The organism is Rahnella sp. CFA14(1/10) (assembly GCF_004195095.1).
GTDB classification, from domain to species: Bacteria; Pseudomonadota; Gammaproteobacteria; order Enterobacterales; family Enterobacteriaceae; genus Rahnella; species Rahnella perminowiae.
Map to the genome: position 1 here is coordinate 239,001 of NZ_SEWS01000001.1, position 14,481 is coordinate 253,481.

A 14,481-nucleotide genomic window follows, 5' to 3' on the forward strand; every position below is an offset into this window, starting at 1 on the left:
GATAAAACCGAGAACGCATCAGGGACGGGTTGAAACAACCGGATAAATCGCACCAAGCAGGGTTTCACGACTTGCGCCAGTGACCGATGGCAGATTCCCCGGCTGACCCGATAACGTACGGAATGCCAGCCAGGCAAAGGCCAGCGCTTCCATGTCATCACCGCTGATACCACAGGCATCGGTGGTGCAAACTTCCGTGCCCGGCAACATGGCGGAGAGCCGCGCCATCAGTAACGGGTTACGCGCCCCACCGCCGCACACCATCAGCCGGTCGCATCCACCGGCCAGTTGCACCTGCTCGGCGATACTTACCGCAGTCAGTTCGGCCAGCGTCGCCTGCACATCCGCCGGGGAGATTTCACAAGCACGCGCCAGTTGTTTTTCCAGCCATCCCATATTGAAGTATTCACGACCGGTACTTTTCGGTGCCGGTTCGGCAAAGTAAGGATCAGACAGCATCTGCTGAAGCAAACGTAAGTTCACCCGCCCCTGATATGCCCAGTCAGCCCCTTTATCATAGGGCTGGGCGAGATGGCGCCAGATCCACGCGTCCATCAGCATATTGCCGGGGCCGGTGTCATAACCCCGCACCGGCTGGCCCGGCAGTAACATTGAAAGGTTGGCGATGCCACCGATATTGAGGATCATACGGCGCTCGGCCGGGTCGGCCAGCAATGCCTGATGGAAAGCAGGCACCAGAGGCGCACCCTGCCCGCCCCATGCCATATCCCTGCGACGAAAATCGCCCACGGTAGTAATGCCGGTCATGGCTGCAATACGGTTATTATCCCCCAGCTGCATGGAAAAGGTCGCCTCCCCTTTTGGCTGATGCCAGACCGTTTGCCCATGGCAACCAATGGCAGTCACTTCTTCCGGCGAGACTTTGGCGCTTTTCAGCAGACCTAAAACCGCTTCACCGAACAAAATTCCCAACTGGGTATCCAGCGTCCCGACCTGCTCAAGCGTGACCTGTTGCCCCTGACACATGCCAAGGATGGCGTTTTTCAACGTAAGAGGAATAGGATGTGAATAGCTGGCCTGCTGCGCGACCATGTGCTCATCTATGGCGGCCAGCACCACGTCAACACCGTCCAGACTGGTGCCGGACATCACACCGATATAACGACCTGACTTCATAGATAACATCCTTAACTCTCCGGGAAAATTGTCAGACAAAGTAATCACCACAGAGTAATCGGTATTTGAAGGGCAGCGCCATGTGTAACTGAATTTTTATTACAGCGTGTGATGACTTCGTGTTTTTCTTGTTACGTTTTTTATCACTGAAAATATCTGTGTACTAAAAGCCACCAATAACAACATGACATGCCGGTATTTTGATTGAGCCATTCGCTGTCTAAAACGTAAACCTGCGTTTATTATTAGTTGAACAGGCCTTCTGTATACTAGGTGAAAGTGAAACAAATATGTTATATGACACCTTCGACACTGATGTTGAACTTGTGTACTGTTTTTTCTCTGTTGGTGCCGCTACTCTGAAACGTGTGCAGCAGCATAATAAAGGAGCTATTTATGATTAAGCGTTTACTCGTCATCGGACTTGCCGGCGTTTCCCTTGCTGGCTGCGTCAGTGATAACTCTCTGTCCGGCGATGTTTACTCCGCATCCCAGGCGAAGCAAATTCAACAAGTGACCTACGGTACCATCGTGTCCACCCGTGCAGTGCAAATCCAGGGAGGAGATGATTCAAATATCGTTGGTGCGCTCGGAGGGGCTGTATTAGGCGGGTTCCTGGGCAATACCGTCGGTGGTGGTACCGGCCGTAGTCTGGCAACTGCGGCAGGAGCAGTCGCCGGTGGCGTAGCAGGTCAGGGGGTGCAAAGTTCGCTTAACCGTTCTAACGGTGTAGAACTGCAAATTCGTCGTGATGACGGTACAACCATTCAGGTGGTTCAGAAAGCCGGTCCAACCAAATTCAGCGTCGGCCAGCGTGTGAGCATGGCCAGCAGCGGCAGCACCATTACGGTGTCCCCTGGCGCCTGATTTTTACAGCCTCAATGCAAAAACCGAAGCCACTGGCTTCGGTTTTTTTATGGGTAATTCTTTTCAGTCCGATCAAAAACAACGCTGTGTGACGTAATAAAAAATCGATTTTTATGATTTGCTTTGCAGGGAAGCAATATTTTTTTCCAGCCGGGACAACATTCCGCCCAGCAGTTCGATTTCGGAAGAAGACATGCCGGATAAAATTTCTTTACGTGTGGAATCAATAACGGATTCCATTTCATTGATGATCGGCGCGGCTTCTTCAGTCAGCCTGATACGCTTGGCACGGCGATCACTCGCACAAGTCTGACGGGTAATCAGCTTCTTTTCTTCCAGCTGATCGAGTGTACGGACCAGAGACGGTTGCTCAATTCCAATGGCTTTCGCCAGCTGAATCTGAGACTGCTCCGGAGGTAACATATTGATATTATGAAGTGTTACCCAATGTGTTTGCGTGAGTTCCAACGGTTTTAGCCGATCGTCAATCAACGCACGCCAGGCACGAACTAATCGTGCGAGATCTGATCCCAGATTCGATTCCAATTATCCCCTCCTTATAATTAGCATGCTAAGATAACTCCCCAGAGTTTAGCTTAGTTTTAGGAACATTAATCGAGAAATTACAATTCTATATATAATGATAGGTACTATTGCATCCGGAAGCAGCGTCTTTGCTTCCAAAGGTAAGCTTGTTTATAACACAATCACCGGCAGAGATTAATATTGTGAATGCGCAAATGTTTCACTCAGGCTTCCCGCTACCGGATCTGGTCCTGGGTGCCTCACTTTATTTCCCCCCGATGTTCAAAGCATTTTTACTGGGGTTAGTGTTCTGGCTTTTGATACATCGCCTGCTGCGTGACTGGATTTATTCCGGTGAAGTCTGGCATCCCACTCTGATGGATTTATCTCTTTTTGTGATCTCTATTTGTGCCGCCCTGATGCTGATGGTGACCCTCTGAAATGAAATTTAAGACACTGAAATACTTCTCTACCGTACTGGTTTTCGCGGTCGCCATTTGCGCAGGCTGGTGGATGTGGAATTATTATATGCAATCACCCTGGACGCGTGACGGCAAAGTCCGTGCAGAGATTGTCAATATCACGCCGGAAGTGTCCGGGCGCATTATTGAAATAAATATCCATGATAACCAGTTTGTTAAAAGTGGAGATCCGCTGTTCAGTCTGGATCCTGTGCCTTTTAAAATCGCGGTAGATAATGCCGAAGCTGCGGTAGCTAAAGCCGCGGCCGACCTGGCCAAAGCCAGTCACGAAGCCCGGCGTCGCAGAGGGCTTGGCACCAATGTTATTTCCGCCGAATCGCTTGATGAATCCAATATCAACGCCAAAGCCATGCAGGCGGCTTATCAGGCGGCGCAGGCGTCATTAGAACAGGCCAAATGGAACCTGAGTAAAACCACTCTTGTTGCACCGGCCGACGGTTATATCACCAATCTGCAAACCCGCCGCGGAGACTATGCCACGTCCGGAACGCCTCTGGTCGGGCTGGTGGATATTCATTCTTTCTACATTCTGGGATATTTCGAAGAAACAAAACTCAAAAATATTCGCGAAGGCAACGTGGCGGATATCACGTTATTTAACGGTAATATTCCTTTGCAGGGGCGGGTCGAAAGTATTGGGCGGGCTATTTATGACCAGAGTCTCGATACCCCTGAAGATTTGCTGATGAATGTGAAACCGAACGTGCCATGGGTACGTCTGGCACAGCGTGTGCCCGTTCGGATTAAACTTGAAAATGTGCCGGAACATGAAGTGCTGGTTGCCGGTACGACCTGTACCATTTCGATTCGCAATTAAGGCTGCGCAGTGAATCTTTCCTGGCTGGAATGGAAAAATACCCCGTGGGGAAAAGCCACATGGGGACAATGGCGCTACGCCCTGCGTAACTCCATCGCAATGATACTTGCGCTTTATATCGCTTTTGAATTTCAGATGGACGAGCCTTACTGGGCCCTGACCTCGGCGGCGGTGGTGAGTTTCCCAACCGTGGGTGGCGTTATCAGTAAAAGTATCGGGCGGATCATTGGCAGCCTGCTGGGCGCGGCGGGCGCGGTGTTTATTGCCGGACATTGTCTGAATGAACCCTGGCTCTTCACGTTTTCCATTGCCGCATGGCTGGGGATTTGTACGTATGTCTCCAATCATTATCAGAACAATGTCTCATATGCTTTTGCGCTGGCGGGTTACACGGCAGCCATCATCGCGTTCTCCACCGTAGACGTCACCGATACGACACAAATTTTTGATATCGCACAGGCGCGTGTCGGTGAAGTTATCACCGGTATTTTGTGCGGTGGTTTTATGATGATGGTGCTGCCCAGCACCTCCGACGGCGACGCCCTGCTCACCTCGCTGCGCAAAATGCATACTCAGTTGCTTGAGCATGCGCAATTGCTGTGGCGGACAGAAATTTCTGATCAGATCAGAACATCCCATGAAGGGGTGATCGGACAAATCCTGACCATGAATCTTTTACGTATTCAGGCATTCTGGAGCCATTACCGCCTGCGCCGCCAAAATAATGTGCTCAATTATCTGCTGCATCAGCAATTACGCATGACCAGCTACATTTCCAGCCTGCGCCGGATGCTGCTGAACTGGCCCCATCCTCCTGAAAACTTACAGGAGGTACTGGCCGTTTTGCTTAATGAACTGCGTAAACCGGATACGGATAAGTACCAGCTGTCCAGAATTTTGCTGCATATTCAGCCGTATGATACTGCTGACTTCCGCCATCAGGCTTTCTGGCTACGTTTACGCGATTTTTGCTGGTTGTATCTTCGCAGCGAACGTTGGTTACAGCGGGTGGAACATGCCAACGTGGCAGAAGCCGAAACACTACAGACACCGAAAATCAGCCGCCTTGCCCAACACACCGATACCCTCGAAGCTGCGTATAACGGGCTGCGGACGTTTTTGTGTATTGTGACCGGTTGCGCATTCTGGATGACGACACAATGGGATGCCGGTGCCGGTGCGGTGGCGCTGACTGCCGTCAGCTGCGTACTTTATTCCTCTACGGCCTCACCGATCAGCAGCGTCACTCTGTTAATAAAATCACTGGGATTATTGTTTGCTGGCTGTTTCCTGCTGAAGTTCGGGCTGATGGTACAAATCGACAATTTTTGGGTGTTCTGCGCCTTCTTCCTGCCGATGTTGGTGACGATGCAGATGATGAAACTTCAATACAAACAATATGCAGGTTTATGGGGGCAGATGATTGTATTTATGGGATCATTTTTAGCGGTTACAAACCCGCCGGAGTATGACTATCAGTCCTTTATGAATGACGGCGTGGCAAAAATTGCCGGTGTCATGCTGGCAGGGATTGCCTTCCAGGTGTTAAGGCCAAGCTCTGATAAGCGTAAAAGCCGCCGCATTATTCGCGCCCTGCGTCGTGATTTTATGGATCAGCTTAGCCGCAGACCCTCGCTGAGCCATTTTCAGTTCGAATCCCTGATTTATCACCGGATGAACCAGCTCAATCAAAGTAAAGATCACATCTCGCGAACCTGGTTATTACGCTGGGGTGTGGTGCTGCTCAATTGCAGCCACATTGTCTGGCAGTTGCGCGAATGGGAAACCCGTTCAGATCCCCTGTCTGCGGTACGGGACGTGTGTATTCATTGTCTGAAAGGGGTTATGACAGAGCGCGGCGTCAGCCATGAAAATCTTGACGCCACACTGGCTGAACTCATGCGGATGAGCAATTCACTGGCGCACCATCCGGAACCTGCGGCGCGTGAACTGGCGGGCGTGATCTGGCGTTTATACTGCTCGCTTTCACAATTACAACAGGCCATCTCAACAGAAGACGGCCCGGCGGTCAGTACCACAAAACCCGCGTAAAGGCGTTAAGGAACATCAAATCCTAATGCTGCTTTACGAATACGGAACCATTGCTGACGGGTCATTTCCAGAGACAATGACTTCAGCGCTGACTGAACACGCTCAATTTTACCCGAGCCGATGATCGGCAGCGGCTGAGACGGCAGGCGCATGACCCAGGCGTAAACCACCTGTTCAATGGTGTCTGCACCCATTTCATTCGCAACAGCCTGAAGTTCCTCACGCAGCGGCTGGAATTGCGTCTCGCTAAACAAACGCCCGCCCCCCAGACAGGACCAGGCCATCGGTCTGATACGCAACTGCTGGCAAAGATCCAACGTGCCGTCAAGGATGGCCGGCTGATGGATTGGGGAAATTTCTATCTGATTAGTCACCAGCGAAAAGGGCAGACGCGACTGCAACAGGCTGAACTGCGCCGGGGTGAAGTTAGACACACCGAAATGTTTTACTTTGCCGCTTTTGTGCAACTGCGTAAACGCTCCGGCGACTTCATCCGCATCCATCAGCGGATCCGGACGGTGGATCAGTAATAAATCCAGATAATCGGTACGCAGATTGCGCAATGATTTCTCCGCCTGCCCCACGATGTACTGCGTATCCGTAATGTAATGGCCAATTTTGTTGTCGGGGTCTGCCGTGGTGGCGATACCGCATTTACTGACCAGTTGCATTTGTTCCCGCAAAGAGGGTTTAAGGCGCAATGCCTCACCGAATGCCGCTTCGCACTGATAGCCGCCATAAATGTCTGCATGATCGGCCGTTGTAATGCCCATCTCAATGTGCTGTTCCATGAACGCCAGAACCTGCTGCGGCGTCATGTTCCATTCCATCAGTCGCCAGTAACCACAAATCAGCGTGGAGAATACCGGCCCTTGCGGAGAAATCGGGGTACGTGCTTGCATTATAAATCCCTTATGTTTTTGATTTTCGACCCACAGAATACACAACGCCTGTGGCGCTGTATTGATGCGATGCGCAAGAATAGTAAAGAAGCGGACCGCCGTCACGACAACGGTAAAAGACAGGTGAAATCAGAACAACTCTGGTTGCTCCGGTGAGGATTCGTCCGGTTGTTTTCCTGTGCGTTGCTGGCGCAGCAGGCGTTGCTGACATAACCGCAGCACATGGCGTTTTTCTGCGTCAGTCATTTTCATCCAGCCGAAACGCTCCTCGCGGCTGCGCAGACAGCCGCGGCAATATCCGCGTTCATCCGCCTGACAAATGCCACGGCATGGACTGGGGATGTCAAAAAATTCGAGTTGCTGAGCCACATGCCCTCCGCAAATAACGGTGAATATTTATTCAAGACGCTTTCCTGCTATCCCGCAAGTTGATTTGCGCCTCAATGTTTCATCCTTCAAATATCTGCAACACAGACCTGTTACCCTTCCTTTCGCCATTTTCACCTGTCGGAAAATGGCCCTACTGTTTCGCAAGCCTTCACCAAGAAAACAGATGTTTGCCCTCACCTCAGCCGGCACCCGCCGGCTCTTTTTCAATTTTTTCTGTCCGTTAAGTATGGATGCAAAGCTGAAATCAGACTGTGTTTCGCGAAAAAGCACCGTGCGCGTAGTCACAGGCAGGTCAGATGCGATAGAAAGGTGGCATTAAGAAAAGGTCGTCTGACGTGAATATAATCCCTGAACGTCTTACCGATCAGCCCATTAACTTCGGAGTTACTTAAATGACCAAGCTTTTCACCCCTATTGTTGTCGGTAAAAACACGCTACCTAACCGTGTTTTTATGGCTCCGCTTACCCGTCTGCGCAGCATCGAACCCGGTGACATCCCGACACCGCTCATGGGCGAATATTATGCACAGCGCCACAGTTCTGGCCTGATCATTACTGAAGCCACTCAGGTTTCATTCCAGGCGAAAGGGTATGCCGGTGCACCGGGCCTGCACACGCCGGAACAAGTTGCTGCATGGAAAAAAATCGTGGACGGCGTTCATCATAAAGACGGACGCATTGCGGTTCAGCTGTGGCATACCGGACGCATTTCACATAACAGCGTTCAGCCCGACAACCAGACACCCGTTGCGCCTTCCGCCGTCAATCCGAACACCCGCACCAGCTTGCGTGATGAACAGGGGCACGCCATCCGTGTCGATTGTCCGACACCGCGTGCCTTAGCGCTCACCGAAATTCCGGGGATCGTGAACGATTTTCGTCATGCCGCCGCCTGCTCCGCTGAAGCCGGTTTCGATTACATCGAACTGCATGCCGCGCACGGCTATCTGCTGCACCAGTTCATGTCTCCGGCATCAAACCTGCGTGAAGATGAATACGGCGGCAGCATTGAAAACCGTACCCGTCTGACGCTGGAAGTCGTGGATGCTGCCATTGACGCTATCGGCGCTGATCGTGTGGGCATACGCATTTCACCTATGGGACCCTTCAACGGGCTGGATAATGGCGAAGACCAGGAACAGGCTGCGATTTATCTGCTCGATGAACTGAACAAACGCAAACTGGCGTACCTGCATATTTCCGAACCGGACTGGGCGGGCGGCAAACCTTACAGCACAGAATTCCGTGCAGTGATCCGTGCGCATTATCAGGGCGTGATTGTCGGTGCTGGTGCTTACACCGCAGAGAAAGGCGAAGAGCTGATCGAAAAAGGTTATATCGATGCCGTGGCATTTGGCCGCAGCTATATTGCAAACCCTGATCTGGTTGAGCGACTGAAATCTCACGCGCCGCTTAACGAACCCAAACCGGAAACCTTTTATGGCGGCGGTGCTCAGGGTTACACCGATTATCCGACACTGTAATAATTAAAAAAGAGTCATTGACTCCTTGCAGCAGAAGTGGCCCTCCTTCTGCTGTTTTTTTTGGGGTCAGTCATTCAACAATCGGTTGCCCTTTTACAGACAAAGTGGCTGCTATCAGTTAGTCTTGACCCGTTAATTCTCATCCTGCAAATAAAGAGGAACCTATGCGTTTACTCCACACCATGCTTCGCGTTGGCGATCTGCAACGTGCTATCAGCTTCTATACCGATGTTTTAGGTATGCGTTTGCTGCGTACCAGCGAAAACACTGAATATAAATATTCTCTGGCTTTCGTCGGTTACACCGAAGAAAGTGAAGGTGCAGTGATCGAACTGACCTATAACTGGGGCGTCGACAGCTACGACATCGGCACCGCTTACGGTCATATCGCATTGGGCGTTGATAACGTTGCGCAAACATGTGATGACATCCGTAATGCGGGTGGGAAAGTGACCCGTGAAGCGGGCCCGGTCAAAGGCGGCTCCACTATTATCGCGTTTGTTGAAGATCCGGACGGTTACAAAATCGAACTGATCGAATCCAGACACGCAGGACAGGGGCTGGGTAATTAAATTTCCCCGACCACCGACTGGGGCGCAATCGCGCCCTTTTTTATTGCCTAATTTTTGCCACAACCCTGCAAGCGGCGGCAAAATTTGTCATAATGCGCGCTGAATTCGATGAAGATAAGAAACTAATGGCCGAGAATAGTGACATTAACGCCCTGAGAGGCCGTTTTCGTGGTTTTTATCCCGTGGTTATCGATGTAGAAACCGCCGGATTTAATGCCAGAACCGATGCGCTGCTGGAAATTGCAGCGATCACGCTGAAGATGGATCAGGACGGCTGGCTGCAAAGCGATGAGACCGTGCATTTCCACGTCGAGCCTTTTGAAGGTGCGATACTGGTGCCGGAAGCGCTGGCATTTAACGGTATCGATCCGACCAATCCGTTACGCGGCGCAGTCAGTGAATATGAAGCTCTGCATGAGATTTTCAAAGTCATCCGCAAAGGAATGAAAGAGCAGAACTGTAACCGTGCGATCATTGTGGCGCACAACGCGAATTTTGATCACAGTTTCCTCATGGCAGCGGCCGAACGTGCCGGGCTGAAACGTAATCCGTTCCACCCTTTTGCTACGTTTGATACTGCCGCGCTAAGCGGGCTGGTACTCGGGCAAACGGTGCTGGCAAAAGCCTGTATCAGTGCGGGTATCGATTTTGACAGCAGCCAGGCACATTCTGCGTTGTATGATACCGAGCGCACGGCCGAGTTGTTCTGCGAACTGGTAAACCGATGGAAACGCCTTGGCGGCTGGCCTCTGGTGCTTTCAGACGAACAAGCCGAAGACGAAACGGCGTCTGAAGAAAATCAGTAATGACGACTTTCCGGCGGACTGAAAACAAAAAAGAGCGACATCATGTCGCTCTTCATATTTTCCGGTCGAAAAGCCGGTGATCTTCCGTAGTATTACTCTTCAGAAGATTTGTATTTCTCAGCAGTTTCTTTGATCAACTGCTGCAGCTCGCCGCGCTGGAACATCTCAACCACGATGTCGCAGCCGCCAACCAGTTCGCCGTCCACCCACAATTGTGGGAACGTTGGCCAGTTAGCAAACTTTGGCATCTCAGCACGGATGTCCGGGTTCTGCAGGATATCCACGTAAGCAAAACGTTCGCCACAGGCAGAAAGCGCCTGAACAGCCTGAGCAGAGAAACCGCAGCTTGGCAGTTTTGGCGAACCTTTCATGTACAGCAGAATCGGGTTTTCAGAAACTTGCTTCTGAATCTTTTCAATAGTTGGAGTAGTCATTTCTTGCTTCCTCAAGCCGGTACAGGCTGTCACGATCATTGCTCTTCACGCGCAGCACAAAGAGACGGTGTACAATCACAATACCTTCTATTGTAACGACGGCAGCCATCAGATAAAAACGCCATTTTTTGTGGGGTCTTTCTCAGTGCTGACAATTTATTTAACCATTTTTAGCGGGTGCGCTCAGGCTCACATATTTAAACATTCATCGGGAATAACATTTCCGGCGTTCATCAATCCGATCAAATTTGCAGAATTCCACTGATTAACTCAAATATTAACATCATGAAAAACGGTCATTTTTTTGACTAAAAATGGCGGTTATTTCGACATAAAAAAAGCTATTAACTTTTTCTCACAATATGATCTAGAATCGAGGCAATTCGTGCTTTTTTGTCGGGTTCTTTTAGGCAATACTCTGACATCCCTGATGTTTAACCTACCACTCATGGTAACGAAGCTATGCGCTTACTGTTCACGCTTTTTGTGCTGCTCTTTACCCAGCTGTTTTTAAATATGGCACATGCGTCGCCACAGACTCGTGTCTCTGCCGATCAGCGTAAAAGTCATGTTAATCAGGCTGCGCCGGAAGAACGACGAAAGCGAAAAACGGTTGCTGCGAAAAACAGTAAAAAAACGAAAACCGCGCCCGTCACAGAACAAAAAACTCAGGATAAGAATTCGAAGAAGAAAGTGAAAAGCACCGAACTGGTTAAACGAAAGACCACGACGGAGAGAAGCGCCAAAACGCGGGCCGAAAGTAAAAAAGAAAAGACACTCAAGACCACGCGGGCCGAGAGCAAAACAGAGAGACATAGCAAAACCCGTGCCCTCGCGAAAAACAGCACGGAAAAGGCCGGTAAAAAAGAAGCCTATGGCCGGCACCGTAAAGGTAAGAAATTCGAAGAAGACAGCAAACCGATTACGCTAAGTGCAACACATAAAAAACGCTATCAGCATGCTCAGCAAACGGCCATGACCAAACTGATGCACCAGGTAGGAAAACCGTATCGCTGGGGCGGAACCTCGCCGAATACCGGTTTTGATTGCAGCGGCTTAGTTTATTATGCTTACAAAGATTTGATCCGTATAAAAATGCCACGTACAGCGAATGAAATGTATCACCTGCGCGATGCCGCTCCGGTCAAACGCGGCGAACTTGAAAGCGGTGATCTGGTGTTCTTCAGAATCAATAACCGCGGCGCGGCAGACCATGTTGGGGTTTACGTTGGCAACGGCAAGTTTATTCAGTCTCCAAGAACGGGCGAAGACATTAAAATTACTTCTCTTGGCGATGATTACTGGCAAGACCACTATGTAGGCGCACGTCGGGTAATGACCCCTAAAACGATCCGATAATAAACAATTCGTTAAGTCTGAAGGTTCGCTAATCAGCCATTGAATAGCATTTAACGAAGCGTTTCTGCAGGGAAGAACATCGGCGGTAACGGTCACTGCGTAACATTGAAAAGGGCGACGCCTGTGACAGGCGTCGCCCTTTTTTATGGCGGATCACTTATTGAATCAGTTCATTATTGCAGTGAAGCTGAAAGCGATAATCATAAGCAAAGCGCATACCGTGGTGATCAACGATAATTTCAGGTTGCTGTCCATCAAACCCCCTTTCGGATCAAATTGTGGCATTTCTTAATACCACACTCATTGTGTGCCAACGCATTTTCTCATAATTAACCTTTAAAATCTTGTGTTGAATGACAATGCGTTCCTGAGAATTTTGCTTCCACTTTCCTGCATTATAAGAGAAAATTGTCGGTTAACACGTCTGTGTGCCGGTCGATTTCACCCGAGAGCATTTCGCGCCTCATTCTGAAGAATCCACCCAATGATTTCACTGCCCTTTGAGAAGCCAGCAGTTAAATCCTCGCAGGCAAACGATTAACATAATGCTAACGTGCTGAAGCACGTGAGTTCAGGAGTCATTGTTTACATGGCAACGATTAAAGATGTCGCAAAGCGCGCTGGCGTTTCCACTACAACCGTGTCGCACGTCATCAATAAAACACGTTTCGTCGCCGAAGAAACCAAAGAAGCGGTTCTCCTTGCAATCAAAGAGTTACATTACTCTCCGAGTGCTGTAGCCCGCAGTCTGAAGGTCAATAACACTAAAACCATCGGCCTGCTGGCCACCTCAAGCGAAGCGCCCTATTTTGCCGAAGTGATTGAAGCCGTGGAAAACAGCTGCTTCTCCAAAGGCTATACGCTGATTTTGTGTAACTCGCATAATAACCTGGAGAAACAACAGGCCTACCTGCAAATGCTGGCGCAAAAACGCGTCGACGGCTTGCTGGTGATGTGCGCGGAATACCCTGATGAATTGCTCAATATGCTCGAAGAGTACCGCTCGATTCCCATGGTGGTCATGGACTGGGGTGAAGCACGCAAGAACTTTACCGACAGCATTATCGATAACGCTTTCGAAGGTGGTTACATGGCCGGTCGTTATCTGATTGAACGCGGTCATCGTGATATTGGCGTGATCCCCGGGCAACTGGCGCGTAATACCGGCGGCGGCCGCTTCCAGGGTTTTGTGAAAGCACTGACTGAAGCCAATATTCCTCTTCGTGACGAATGGGTAGTTCAGGGTGATTTCGAACCAGAGTCTGGCTACCAGGCAATGCATAAGATTCTGATGCAGAAGCATCGTCCGACTGCCGTATTTTGCGGCGGCGATGTGATGGCAATGGGTGCAATTTGTGCCGCAGACGAACTCGGCCTTCGCGTTCCTCAGGATATTTCCGTGATCGGGTACGACAATGTGCGTAACGCCCGTTACTTCTCCCCGGCGCTGACAACCGTGCATCAGCCGAAAGAACGTCTGGGTGAAATGGCCTTTACGATGTTACTGGACAGAATTGTCAGTAAGCGTGAAGAGTCCCAGACCATCGAAGTGCATCCGAAACTGGTCGAGCGCCGTTCAGTCGCCGACGGCCCGTACCGCGATTACCGTCGTTAACAAATAACAAACGCCTGCCTGTGCAGGCGTTTGTTCTAATCGCGCAGCCATTCCTGATTCATGGTGTCTGTATCGCCCATGTATTCCAACAGCCAGCTCAGTGAAGGTGAAGGATTGCTTTGATCCCACGTCAGGCAGCACGGGCTGTCAGGGAATATATTCTCCAGTGCCAGCACCTGTAATTTTCCCTGTTCAATCCACGGCATGACCCGGTGAACCGGCATCATACCCACGCATAAACCCTCAGTCAGGCATTCCAGCGCACAGGTCCAGTCCGGCACGACCAGACGCCGCTGGTTATCGAGCGTCCAGGTATCACGCTTAGGCAATGTCCGGGAAGTATCTTCCAGGCACAATGCCGGATAAGGTCGCAGTTGATCATCGTTCAGCGCACCGGATAGCTGCGCCAGCGGATGTTGCGGGCTGACGACACAATGCCAGTCCATAAATCCCATATCACGAAAACTGAAGCGCCCGCCAACCGGTATCGCGCGCGTAGCGCCGATCGCCACGTCTGCACGCCCGTCGACCAACGCATCCCAGACACCGTTAAACACTTCCGAGTGAATAATGAGTTCGGTATCCGCAAAATGGCGATAAAAATCGAGCACCAGACGCCGTGTCCGTGCGGGTTTGACAATCCGGTCGACCGCCACACGTAATTCGCCGCGCCAGCCGTTCGCCACCTGTTGACACTGCCGGCGGGTGGCTATCATTTTTTTTGTCATAACCCGTGCTTCATCGACAAAAACCTTTCCCGCTGGCGTCAGCACTACGTCACGATGTCGACGTTCAAACAACGGCACGGCCAGCCATTGTTCAAGCTGGCGGACGGTGTAACTGATGGCAGAAGGCACACGGTGTAAGTCCTGCGCAGCTGCACTAAAACTGCCGGTTCTTGCGACAGCATCAACCACTTCGAGAGCGTATTCTGACCACATAATCCAGCCTTCAATTTTTTTGATAGCAGAGTGCAAATATTAACGTTTCACAAGCCTGTTATCAAAGCGTTAAACTCCGCCCCCGGTATGAAATCTGC

16 protein-coding genes are annotated in these 14,481 nt (G+C 50.6%); 9 read left to right on the forward strand and 7 right to left on the reverse strand.

All coding sequences use genetic code 11. From position 1 onward, the window contains the following. Positions 1-18: 18 nt before the first annotated feature. Positions 19-1,137 carry an anhydro-N-acetylmuramic acid kinase gene (gene anmK, locus EVX52_RS01135; RefSeq protein WP_129990427.1) on the reverse strand — a complete coding sequence of 373 codons (1,119 nt, stop codon included), beginning with the start codon at positions 1,135-1,137 and terminating at the stop codon, positions 19-21. A gap of 396 nt (positions 1,138-1,533) precedes the next feature. Here anmK and EVX52_RS01140 point away from each other — a divergent pair, with 396 nt between their 5' ends. Next, positions 1,534-2,004, forward strand: coding sequence for a glycine zipper 2TM domain-containing protein (locus EVX52_RS01140; RefSeq protein WP_129951688.1), 471 nt, complete (start codon positions 1,534-1,536; stop codon positions 2,002-2,004). Positions 2,005-2,115: 111 nt separating this feature from the next. Here the strand turns inward: EVX52_RS01140 and slyA are convergent, their stop codons facing one another. Then, complete coding sequence (slyA, locus tag EVX52_RS01145) at positions 2,116-2,550, reverse strand: transcriptional regulator SlyA (RefSeq protein ID WP_129951689.1); 435 nt, start codon at positions 2,548-2,550, stop codon at positions 2,116-2,118. 194 nt (positions 2,551-2,744) lie between these two features. On the opposite strand from slyA, the gene EVX52_RS01150 reads away from it, so the two are divergent. From EVX52_RS01150 to EVX52_RS01160, 3 genes are read left to right on the forward strand one after another with little or no spacing between them, the layout of a single operon-like run. Continuing rightward, entirely contained in the window at positions 2,745-2,969 is a 225-nt protein-coding gene (locus EVX52_RS01150; protein ID WP_129952130.1) for a DUF1656 domain-containing protein, read from the forward strand. A 1-nt stretch (position 2,970) separates the two neighbouring features. Next, entirely contained in the window at positions 2,971-3,828 is an 858-nt protein-coding gene (locus tag EVX52_RS01155) for an HlyD family secretion protein (protein ID WP_129951690.1), read from the forward strand. A gap of 9 nt (positions 3,829-3,837) precedes the next feature. After that, positions 3,838-5,880, forward strand: coding sequence for an FUSC family protein (locus EVX52_RS01160; protein ID WP_129990428.1), 2,043 nt, complete (start codon positions 3,838-3,840; stop codon positions 5,878-5,880). A 5-nt stretch (positions 5,881-5,885) separates the two neighbouring features. On the opposite strand, the gene EVX52_RS01165 is transcribed toward EVX52_RS01160, so the two are convergent. Both EVX52_RS01165 and EVX52_RS01170 read right to left on the reverse strand, forming a co-directional pair. Then, positions 5,886-6,782 (reverse strand): aldo/keto reductase family oxidoreductase, encoded by an 897-nt coding sequence (locus tag EVX52_RS01165; RefSeq protein ID WP_129990429.1) that lies wholly within the window; start codon positions 6,780-6,782, stop codon positions 5,886-5,888. 129 nt (positions 6,783-6,911) lie between these two features. Further along, on the reverse strand, positions 6,912-7,151 hold the full coding sequence (locus EVX52_RS01170) for a DUF1289 domain-containing protein (RefSeq protein WP_129951693.1): 240 nt from the start codon (positions 7,149-7,151) through the stop codon (positions 6,912-6,914). A 413-nt stretch (positions 7,152-7,564) separates the two neighbouring features. On the opposite strand from EVX52_RS01170, the gene EVX52_RS01175 reads away from it, so the two are divergent. The 3 genes from EVX52_RS01175 to rnt all read left to right on the forward strand — a co-directional run bounded on the left by EVX52_RS01175 (position 7,565) and on the right by rnt (position 10,034). Beyond that, positions 7,565-8,656 (forward strand): alkene reductase, encoded by a 1,092-nt coding sequence (locus EVX52_RS01175; RefSeq protein WP_129990430.1) that lies wholly within the window; start codon positions 7,565-7,567, stop codon positions 8,654-8,656. 164 nt (positions 8,657-8,820) lie between these two features. Further along, positions 8,821-9,228 (forward strand): lactoylglutathione lyase, encoded by a 408-nt coding sequence (gene gloA / locus EVX52_RS01180; protein WP_015697791.1) that lies wholly within the window; start codon positions 8,821-8,823, stop codon positions 9,226-9,228. Positions 9,229-9,320: 92 nt separating this feature from the next. Next, complete coding sequence (gene rnt / locus EVX52_RS01185) at positions 9,321-10,034, forward strand: ribonuclease T (RefSeq protein WP_129951695.1); 714 nt, start codon at positions 9,321-9,323, stop codon at positions 10,032-10,034. Positions 10,035-10,126: 92 nt separating this feature from the next. Here the strand turns inward: rnt and EVX52_RS01190 are convergent, their stop codons facing one another. Beyond that, positions 10,127-10,468, reverse strand: coding sequence for a Grx4 family monothiol glutaredoxin (locus EVX52_RS01190; protein ID WP_015697793.1), 342 nt, complete (start codon positions 10,466-10,468; stop codon positions 10,127-10,129). Between the two features lie 462 nt (positions 10,469-10,930). Between EVX52_RS01190 and EVX52_RS01195 the strand changes: the two genes are divergently transcribed. Continuing rightward, entirely contained in the window at positions 10,931-11,827 is an 897-nt protein-coding gene (locus tag EVX52_RS01195) for a C40 family peptidase (RefSeq protein WP_129990431.1), read from the forward strand. A 165-nt stretch (positions 11,828-11,992) separates the two neighbouring features. Here the strand turns inward: EVX52_RS01195 and EVX52_RS25730 are convergent, their stop codons facing one another. Further along, positions 11,993-12,112 carry a YnhF family membrane protein gene (locus EVX52_RS25730; RefSeq protein ID WP_129951697.1) on the reverse strand — a complete coding sequence of 40 codons (120 nt, stop codon included), beginning with the start codon at positions 12,110-12,112 and terminating at the stop codon, positions 11,993-11,995. Positions 12,113-12,416: 304 nt separating this feature from the next. Here EVX52_RS25730 and purR point away from each other — a divergent pair, with 304 nt between their 5' ends. Next, positions 12,417-13,442, forward strand: a complete 1,026-nt coding sequence (gene purR / locus EVX52_RS01205; protein WP_129951698.1) for an HTH-type transcriptional repressor PurR — start codon at positions 12,417-12,419, stop codon at positions 13,440-13,442. A gap of 35 nt (positions 13,443-13,477) precedes the next feature. Here purR and punR read toward each other — a convergent pair whose 3' ends face one another. Continuing rightward, positions 13,478-14,383 (reverse strand): DNA-binding transcriptional activator PunR, encoded by a 906-nt coding sequence (gene punR, locus EVX52_RS01210; RefSeq protein WP_129951699.1) that lies wholly within the window; start codon positions 14,381-14,383, stop codon positions 13,478-13,480. Between the last annotated feature and the right edge of the window lie 98 nt (positions 14,384-14,481).

Excerpts from the sequence above, each read along its gene's own strand:
- anmK (WP_129990427.1), bottom strand. The coding sequence starts at position 1,137 with ATGAAGTCAGGTCGTTATATCGGTGTGATGTCCGGCACCAGTCTGGAC.
- EVX52_RS01140 (WP_129951688.1), top strand. The coding sequence starts at position 1,534 with ATGATTAAGCGTTTACTCGTCATCGGACTTGCCGGCGTTTCCCTTGCT.
- EVX52_RS01150 (WP_129952130.1), top strand. The coding sequence starts at position 2,745 with ATGTTTCACTCAGGCTTCCCGCTACCGGATCTGGTCCTGGGTGCCTCA.
- EVX52_RS01155 (WP_129951690.1), top strand. The coding sequence starts at position 2,971 with ATGAAATTTAAGACACTGAAATACTTCTCTACCGTACTGGTTTTCGCG.
- EVX52_RS01165 (WP_129990429.1), bottom strand. The coding sequence starts at position 6,782 with ATGCAAGCACGTACCCCGATTTCTCCGCAAGGGCCGGTATTCTCCACG.
- EVX52_RS01175 (WP_129990430.1), top strand. The coding sequence starts at position 7,565 with ATGACCAAGCTTTTCACCCCTATTGTTGTCGGTAAAAACACGCTACCT.
- gloA (WP_015697791.1), top strand. The coding sequence starts at position 8,821 with ATGCGTTTACTCCACACCATGCTTCGCGTTGGCGATCTGCAACGTGCT.
- rnt (WP_129951695.1), top strand. The coding sequence starts at position 9,321 with ATGCGCGCTGAATTCGATGAAGATAAGAAACTAATGGCCGAGAATAGT.
- EVX52_RS01190 (WP_015697793.1), bottom strand. The coding sequence starts at position 10,468 with ATGACTACTCCAACTATTGAAAAGATTCAGAAGCAAGTTTCTGAAAAC.
- EVX52_RS01195 (WP_129990431.1), top strand. The coding sequence starts at position 10,931 with ATGCGCTTACTGTTCACGCTTTTTGTGCTGCTCTTTACCCAGCTGTTT.
- EVX52_RS25730 (WP_129951697.1), bottom strand. The coding sequence starts at position 12,112 with ATGCCACAATTTGATCCGAAAGGGGGTTTGATGGACAGCAACCTGAAA.
- purR (WP_129951698.1), top strand. The coding sequence starts at position 12,417 with ATGGCAACGATTAAAGATGTCGCAAAGCGCGCTGGCGTTTCCACTACA.
- punR (WP_129951699.1), bottom strand. The coding sequence starts at position 14,383 with ATGTGGTCAGAATACGCTCTCGAAGTGGTTGATGCTGTCGCAAGAACC.